Origin of the sequence: Porphyromonas somerae DSM 23386, from assembly GCF_000372405.1 — a bacterium.
In the GTDB taxonomy this organism is placed as follows: domain Bacteria; phylum Bacteroidota; class Bacteroidia; order Bacteroidales; family Porphyromonadaceae; genus Porphyromonas_A; species Porphyromonas_A somerae.
Genome location: NZ_AQVC01000064.1, coordinates 1 through 8,053 on the forward strand (window position 1 = coordinate 1; position 8,053 = coordinate 8,053).

Below are 8,053 nucleotides of genomic sequence, written 5' to 3' on the forward strand. Positions count from 1 at the left end.
ATAATAATACCTACGATATCCGCGGTGCTCTTCTTGTCTCTTCTTTTTCTTCGCCTTCATCTCTATAACTTCGTCTAACCCAGAATCTAGGTACCTATGAACCCACTCCAGGATCGTAGTCCTACCAATAGGAACAAGGTGTGAAATCTGGGTGTAACCTAAGTTTTCCTCAAAATAGAGGTGAATAACTCGGTCAAAATAAATCTTCTGGAGTTGACTCCTTTTTACAAACTTACTCATAAAAATCTATCTATGAGTCAACTTTTTCTAGGACAAGACAAAATGCTTATCGGCGAGTCTCAATTGCACCAAACGGTCGGCAATAAGGATCAAAATGATCCTTACATCCTCGGCGAAAGAGAGGAGAAAGTGACTGAAGTTGTCACTCGTTATCACTGTGCTCTTGGAGTAAAGGTCACCCACCTTCTGCAGAAGCTCAACAAGGTGTAGCACATCCTCTCCAAAAAGTTCTCGCACTCGTGATTCTTTCACAGCACCTCTCTGCACTGGTAGCTGTAGAAGTAATGCAATGATGCTGGCACCGCCAACACCAACCTCCTCGGCAAGTGCTATGGAGGTCAGTAGCTTTTGCAAGAGCAGTGGTAAGCCAAAGCGATCCATCTCCCCTCTTGTCTCTAGCTCGAACGATTGCAGGATAGGGACTAAATCCTGAAGCTCCTTATCCGAAAGGTCGTGAGGTAGCTCTGCTAGCCTCTCTAATAGTAAGTCCAATGAGACCAACTTGTCCAATTCCTTATACCTCTTCATCTCTCCTGAATTTACCAGCGTCACCAACTAATTGTATGCTAAGGTACAAATTATACTTCAATTTGCCACAATTAAAGGGGAGGGTGGAGCTACTCATTTCTATTTTCACTCATTAATGTATGAGAAAAGAAAAGGGGAACTCTACCTTTGGATTAAACCAACCACTATATATATGAGTCATAAGAACAGAAAAAGACCCTTAAGAATACATAAAAGCGGTCAAAGTGTTTATGAGATTACAAAATAATGGTATCTTGCGTGTAGCAATTGACATTAATAAGCAAGTTTAGAACAGATTTACAATAGGAGGAAATATTATGAAGAGGTTTGACTTAATAGCAAGAGGGCTCTTACTGCTCTTTATCGCTTCGCCTATGGTTTCGATAGGTGCCAGTGCACAAGACGATGCTTACCTTACCCCTTCGAGAGCTAAGGAGTTGCGCAAAAAGGAGGCAGCCGAGAAAGCAGCCCTTCAGAAGAGAATGGAGGAGAAACGTGCTGCCGAAGCAGCCAGAAGAGAGAAGGCACGTGCCGAATATCAAGAAGATGTCAAGGATTGGTATAATCGGAGAGATATGAAGGTAACCATCGAGGAGATGGAGGAAAATCTAGACCAGCTTGATGGCACTCCCAACGCCCAAGTAAGAAAAGGCGGTAAGTACAGCAATCGGATACGTCGTTTCGACCGTCCGAATGAGGATAGAATAGTCCTCCAAAATGTACAGCAAGTCTATGTGCTAGATGACTATGACTACTATGACCCTTGGACAAATAGCTACTATGGTAGAGATTGGAATAGTGGGGTCAATATCATCATCAACCAAGGGGCTCCATGGAGATCCACTTGGGATTACTACGGCTATGGACGCTGGGGTGCCCCTTACTACTATGGCTACTACAGTTGGTATGACCCATGGAGTAGCTATTGGTACGACCCTTGGTACTATGGAGGCTCTAGATACTACTGGGGCTACAGACGTCCTTGGGGTGGCTTCTACGCCGGCTGGGGTGGCTACTATGGAGGATACTACGGTGGTTACTATGGAGGCTATGCCAATAGCTATTGGAATGGCTACAGCGATGGCCGATACGATGGTCGTCGGGATAGATACTACAGCACTCCTCGCTCTAGCTATGGCAGAAGCACAGGTAGGTACTATGATAGAACCTCCCACAATGCCATCTACGGACGTGCCCTTGGCAACTCAAGCCGCACAGTAGAGGGTTCAGGCTACTACGACCGCAGTACCCGCAGCTTCAGCAATTACGAAAACGCTAACCGCAATAGCAATAGGTACAACAGCAACAACCGAACGAGTCGCTGGGATAGGAATGCAGCTAATCGCAATTCAAGCTACGATAGAAATAGCACCTACTCTGCACCTACCCGCAGCAGTGGCTCCTACAGCTCACCATCGAGAAGCACTAGTAGCAGCAGTAGCTCATCAAGCAGTGGTACCACTCGCACTACTACAAGTCGTCGCAGATAAGATAATTTTTATTCTTGCGTCAATTAACTATAGAATATAGGACAGATGAAAACGATATATAAATATACATTTCTAGTAACAGTAGCTCTAATGGGTGTTACCTCCTCTTGGGCACAAGCGCCATCTGATGCTTATCGTAATATCCAAGAAGGCATCACGGGTACAGCTCGCACCAAAGCGATGGGAGGAGCCGTGGGAGCTATTGGTGCTGATGCAGGGGCAGCGTATGTCAATCCTGCAGGCGCAGCACTCTTTTCTCGCACAACTATTGGTATTGGACTAGACGTAGGAAAAGGTAGCATCACTATAGGAGATATTAGGCGAGAGCTAACGCTTGGTGGACTGAATAATGTTTCTTACTTTGGTCGCTCTATAGGAATTCCAGTATCTAGCAACAACTCCTTGAGATTTAACTTTGGGTTTAATGTGGGACAGGAGTATAATTATAAGCGTGACTCTGAGATGGAGATGACCCAACCAAAGTTTAGCATCACAGATCTCATCTCTGCTAAAGCAGCTCTTGAAGGGTTGTCTTCTGATCGGTACTTAGCGACAAAGACTTATGACCCATTTATGAGTAGTGTCAACCCTATGGTGGCTCTTGCATTGAATGGCGATATCATTGAGGAGATTAAAGATGTAGATAATGCTACAGGAAAGGTAACTAATCAATATTATACCTCTACATTTTACACTCAAAACCCTGATAAGTCACTTTCGCTATGGCCAATTAGAGGGAACCGACTGAACGTTAGCGAGCACGGCTCTAGGTATTACACCGACTTTAACTTTGCAATGAGCCTCAATGATAGCTATTTCTTTGGTGCTTCGCTACGTATCGGATCAATGAACTATGGCAGGGCTTCGATGCTTCGTGAGGACTATAATGATACTAAGGATAATAATAATAGTTTCCTTGAGTATGGAACTAGCTTAGATGTTACTGGTGCGAGCCTCGGGCTCAATCTCGGCTTCTTGATGGCATTGGGTGACTATGGACGTATTGGTATTTCCTACCTTACTCCACAGTATGCACAATACAAGGAGCTATACTCTGGCTCTGTCAGAAGTCGACTAAATACTCCAAACCCTACGAAGGATCCTTACTTTACCTTTGAAACTGATGAGTATAGAAGTGACTATGCCATGATCACTCCAGGGAAGCTAACCATAAGTGCTATGGCGTTCCTCTCAAAGTATGGAATGGTCTCTTACGACTTCCAATACCGCAATCTTGGTCACTCCAAGATACTGCTTAGCGGTGCTGGAGTGAGTGGTGTTTCAGACTTCATCAAGGAAGATTATGGGGCAGAGCTAACCCATCGAGTTGGGCTAGAGGTAAGACCCATCAATTGGCTCTCTCTACGCACTGGCTACGCTTATACTGGCAATCCACTTAAGTCTGAACCTCTTAAGAAGGAGGCTGAGGGTGGACTAGACTACGAGTACCCTGCTAGCGGTATGATTGCCGACTTTATCCTGCCACGTAGCTACCAAGCCATCACTGGCGGGATAGGATTTAATATAGGAAGAAGTACTACACTCGACCTCGCCTATGTGCACGAGATTCGCAAGGAGAAAGCATATCCCTTTACTGGTTGGACCGACCCTAAAGACCCTGAGAAATCCTTTATTGCAGTTAAGGGAGGCGACCTCAAAGAGACCAGAGGTAGCTTCGTTGCCAACCTCACGTTTAGATTCTAAGGCTACCAAAGCCTAAATAAAAAGGACCTCCCACCGAGGTCCTTTTTATTTGCCACAAAACTTCGTGCAACATTCTCTTGTTAAGTCTGTAGTTTGCTGGTTTTTGTGTACCTTTGGAGATGAGTGAATTAACTTTTTAGCACAATGATTTTATGAATGATATATCTAAGGTGACCGCTCGGCACCTCTTGAGATTGGAGGCGGTGAAGCTAAGTCCTAAAGCTCCATTTACGTGGGCATCAGGCTGGAAAAGTCCTATATATTGCGATAACCGTGTGACGCTCTCTGACCCTGAAGCACGCACCTATATCAAGAAGGCATTGGCGGAGACGATCCGCACCCATTTCCCTGAGGTGACTGCTATTAGCGGTGTGGCGACTGGTGCCATTGCTCAAGGGGCTTTGGTGGCCGATGTGATGGAATTACCTTTTAGCTATATTCGCTCAAAGGCGAAGGACCATGGTATGGGCAATCAGATTGAGGGTCGTATTCTCCCTACTGATAAGGTGGTGGTGGTTGAGGACCTAGTGAGTACTGGTGGCAGTAGCCTTAAGGCAGTGGAGGCTCTCCGTGAGTTTGGCTGCGAAGTGCTGGGCATGGTGGCGATCTACACGCATGGTCTGCAGAAGGCCGAGGAGGCTTTTGAGGAGGCGGGTGTGACGCTACGGACCCTCAGTTGTTACGACGCAGTGATTGAGGAGGCAGTGGCGAGCCACTATATCTCGCACGATGATTTGGAGATGCTGCGGGAGTGGCGTAAGGACCCTGCCAATTGGGGTAAGTAATTAAGTAATAGTATTATAGTATGAATGTATATACCAGTAGACCGATTGAGATAAAAAAAGATATCCAGACCCTCTATGGTTTGGTCTCTAAGCCAACTAACCTACAGCCCATTATTGATAAGGCTGGGGACAAGGTGGCTGAGTATAAGATTGAGATCAGTGATGAGCAGATCACTTTCTTTGCCCCTGCACTGGGTCAGATAGGCCTTAAGAAGATAGAAGAGGTAGCACCCAATCTAGTGAAGTATGAATCCTTTAAGTCTCCAGTGCCACTTGCTCTACAGCTTAATCTCTCTGAAGAAGGTGCGGATAAGACCTTGGCACAGATACAAGTAGAAGTGTCGATCCCTCCATTCCTTGGTGGTATGGTGAAGGGTAAGATCACTAAGGGACTTGAAAAGGTGGCAGATCTCTTGGAGATGGTGGACTTCTCTAAGATTGGTCTTTAATCACTACTGAAGCAGTGGGGAGGTTGGTGGTGCGAAGATGGATGTCGCTCTTCGTATTGCTCTTTGCCCTTTTCTCGTGTGGGGAGCAGGGGATGGAGCTAGAGGCGGAGCATCCGCTTCGTCGTCTGCCTATTGCCCTGAGGGTGTCGCTTGACCATGAAGGGCGAGCCCTGCTAGAGCCTTATAGCTATATGCTCTATGAGCGACCTCTCTATCGTGGAGAGCGACTAGGCTATATGGGAGTAGTGGTGGTGCATGGGGTGGGGGAGCAGTATGCTGCCTATGACCTTGCTTGCCCTTATTGCTGGCCAACGGAGGTGTCTGTAGTACCATCGCTGAATAGTGCAAAGGGGGTGGTGATAGCGGAGTGTGCAGAGTGCCATACGGTCTATGACTTGGCATTGGGATTGGCACACCCTGTTGCTGGCCCTGGGAGTTATCCGCTCCTGAAGTATCGTGTCTATCGTAGGGGTTCGCAATTGTGGATTGAATGATTGCTCGCCTGAAGCCTAATCGGACAATTCGGACGGGTCGGACAAGTTGGACAAGTCGGGCGGGGGAAGCGATGCTTCTATAAATAAAAAGAGAGCTAGGCAGACGATTGTCTGTCTAGCTCTCTTTAGTTGTATTAGGGTTTCAGCTTACATCATGCCGCCCATGTCGGGGGTTGGCATTGCAGGAGCGTTCTTCTCAGGGAGGTCGGTGATGACACACTCTGTAGTTAAGAACATACCAGCGATGCTAGCTGCATTCTCAAGGGCTACACGAGCCACCTTGGTTGGGTCGATGACACCAGTCTCGGTGAGGTGCTCGTACTTGTCGGTGCGAGCATTGTATCCAAAGTCGCCTTCGCCATCCTTGAGCTTCTGTACCACTACGGCGCCCTCCTTGCCAGCGTTGGCTAGGATCTGACGAAGTGGCTCCTCGATGGCACGACGAATGATATCGATACCGGTCTGCTCATCATCGGTCTCGCCTTTCAGCCCCTCAAGAGCCTTGGTAGCACGGATATAAGCAACGCCACCACCAGGTACGGTACCCTCTTCGATAGCTGCACGGGTAGCACTGAGAGCATCCTCTACGCGGTCCTTCTTCTCCTTCATCTCTACCTCGCTAGGTGCACCTACATAGAGGACAGCTACACCGCCGGCTAGCTTAGCCAGACGCTCCTGTAGCTTCTCCTTGTCGTAGTCGGAGGTGGAAGCCTCGATTTGGTTCTTGATCACCTGTACACGTGCCTCGATATTCTCCTTGGCACCACCGCCATTCACGATGGTAGTATGATCCTTATCAATGGTTACCTTCTCAGCCGAACCAAGCATCTCCATGGTAGCAGCCTCTAGGCTGAGGCCAGTCTCCTCGGAGATAACGGTACCGCCAGTAAGGATAGCAATATCCTCGAGCATTGCTTTACGACGATCGCCAAAGCCAGGAGCCTTGACAGCAGCTACCTTGAGTGAACCACGTAGGCGGTTAACTACTAGCGTAGCGAGTGCCTCGCTCTCGATATCCTCTGCGATGAGCAGTAGGCCACGACCAGTCTGCACTACCTCTTCTAGGATATGTAGAATCTCCTTGAGGGTGCTGATCTTCTTATCGTAAATAAGGATGTAGGGGTTCTCAAACTCCACGAGCATCTTCTCGGTATTGGTAGCGAAGTATGGTGAGATGTAGCCCTTATCGAACTGCATACCCTCAACTACCTCTACAGTAGTCTCCATGCCCTTTGCCTCCTCTACGGTGATAACGCCCTCTTTCTTCACCTTTTCCATCGCCTCGGCAATCAGCTTACCGATGGTCTCATCGCCATTGGCTGAGATCTTAGCTACGTGCTCAATCTTGGCTAGGTCGTCACCTATCTCCTTGCTCTGCTCACGGAGAGAAGCGACTACGGTAGCAACTGCTTTGTCGATACCACGCTTTAGCTCCATTGGGCTAGCACCGGCAGCGAGGTTCTTGATCCCTACATTCACGATACTCTGTGCCAATACGGTGGCTGTGGTGGTACCATCACCGGCATCGTCATTGGTCTTGCTGGCCACTTCCTTTACCAGCTGAGCACCCATATTCTCAAATGGATCCTCGAGCTCTATCTCACGAGCTACAGAAACTCCATCCTTGGTGATATGAGGGGCACCGAACTTCTTGTCGATGATCACGTTACGACCCTTTGGGCCAAGGGTTACTTTTACTGCATTTGCTAGCTGGTCAACACCGCTCTTGAGCAGGTCTCTAGCTTCGGTCTCAAACTTTATTTGCTTAGCCATATATCTTTCTGTTGTTTTATAGATTCATTGAAATTACTTCTCTATCACTGCAAGTACGTCGCTCTGGCGCATCATGATGTACTTAGTACCCTCTAGCTCTAGCTCAGTGCCGGCATACTTGCCGTAGAGTACGCGGTCGCCCTCCTTGAGGAGCATCTTCTCATCCTTCGTCCCCTCGCCAGTTGCCTTTACGACACCCTGTAGAGGTTTCTCCTTCGCTGTATCGGGGATGATAATCCCACTTGCTGTCTTCTCTTCTGCCTCAGCAGGTACCACAAGTACCCTATCTGCCAATGGTTTGATAGTCATATCTACTACTTAAGTTTATAAGTTATACATTTAAATTATCTTCATTCAGTATTAGGTATTATGAAATAAGTGTGCCAATGTCATTCTGCTGCCACTGGGTGACAAATTCGGTAGTGGTCTGTCAGTAGTTGGCTTGGAGTAAAAAGAAAGAGGTGACAAAGTGTCGCTGCACTTCGTCACCTCTCTTGCTCTTCCACTTGGACTTGAACCAAGGACCCTCTGATTAACAGTCAGATGCTCTAACCAACTGAGCTATGGAAGAATCAAAAAACGCTCTTTCT

General features: G+C 47.5%; 8 protein-coding genes, 1 tRNA gene and 1 pseudogene. 5 read left to right on the forward strand and 5 right to left on the reverse strand.

All coding sequences use genetic code 11. From position 1 onward, the window contains the following. Together A3GK_RS0109580 and A3GK_RS0109585 are read right to left on the reverse strand one after the other, a co-directional pair. Positions 1-240 (reverse strand): annotated as a pseudogene (locus A3GK_RS0109580) (hypothetical protein); the annotation flags it as partial. Between the two features lie 27 nt (positions 241-267). Then, a complete protein-coding gene (locus tag A3GK_RS0109585) occupies positions 268-768 on the reverse strand; it encodes an HD domain-containing protein (RefSeq protein ID WP_018029235.1) in 501 nt (166 codons plus the stop codon). 317 nt (positions 769-1,085) lie between these two features. On the opposite strand from A3GK_RS0109585, the gene A3GK_RS0109590 reads away from it, so the two are divergent. The 5 genes from A3GK_RS0109590 to A3GK_RS0109610 all read left to right on the forward strand — a co-directional run bounded on the left by A3GK_RS0109590 (position 1,086) and on the right by A3GK_RS0109610 (position 5,690). Further along, on the forward strand, positions 1,086-2,258 hold the full coding sequence (locus A3GK_RS0109590; RefSeq protein WP_018029236.1) for a hypothetical protein: 1,173 nt from the start codon (positions 1,086-1,088) through the stop codon (positions 2,256-2,258). Between the two features lie 45 nt (positions 2,259-2,303). After that, entirely contained in the window at positions 2,304-3,962 is a 1,659-nt protein-coding gene (locus A3GK_RS0109595; RefSeq protein WP_155799508.1) for a hypothetical protein, read from the forward strand. A gap of 152 nt (positions 3,963-4,114) precedes the next feature. Further along, positions 4,115-4,747 (forward strand): orotate phosphoribosyltransferase, encoded by a 633-nt coding sequence (pyrE, locus tag A3GK_RS0109600; protein WP_018029238.1) that lies wholly within the window; start codon positions 4,115-4,117, stop codon positions 4,745-4,747. 20 nt (positions 4,748-4,767) lie between these two features. After that, positions 4,768-5,196 (forward strand): hypothetical protein, encoded by a 429-nt coding sequence (locus tag A3GK_RS0109605; protein WP_018029239.1) that lies wholly within the window; start codon positions 4,768-4,770, stop codon positions 5,194-5,196. A gap of 29 nt (positions 5,197-5,225) precedes the next feature. Then, positions 5,226-5,690: a hypothetical protein gene (locus A3GK_RS0109610; protein ID WP_244860746.1), complete on the forward strand. Its 465-nt coding sequence runs from the start codon at positions 5,226-5,228 to the stop codon at positions 5,688-5,690. Between the two features lie 147 nt (positions 5,691-5,837). Here A3GK_RS0109610 and groL read toward each other — a convergent pair whose 3' ends face one another. The 3 genes from groL to A3GK_RS0109625 all read right to left on the reverse strand — a co-directional run bounded on the left by groL (position 5,838) and on the right by A3GK_RS0109625 (position 8,034). Next, positions 5,838-7,463, reverse strand: a complete 1,626-nt coding sequence (groL, locus tag A3GK_RS0109615; RefSeq protein ID WP_018029241.1) for a chaperonin GroEL — start codon at positions 7,461-7,463, stop codon at positions 5,838-5,840. A 33-nt stretch (positions 7,464-7,496) separates the two neighbouring features. Beyond that, positions 7,497-7,772, reverse strand: a complete 276-nt coding sequence (locus A3GK_RS0109620; protein WP_018029242.1) for a co-chaperone GroES — start codon at positions 7,770-7,772, stop codon at positions 7,497-7,499. Positions 7,773-7,960: 188 nt separating this feature from the next. After that, positions 7,961-8,034, reverse strand: a tRNA-Asn gene (locus A3GK_RS0109625). Between the last annotated feature and the right edge of the window lie 19 nt (positions 8,035-8,053).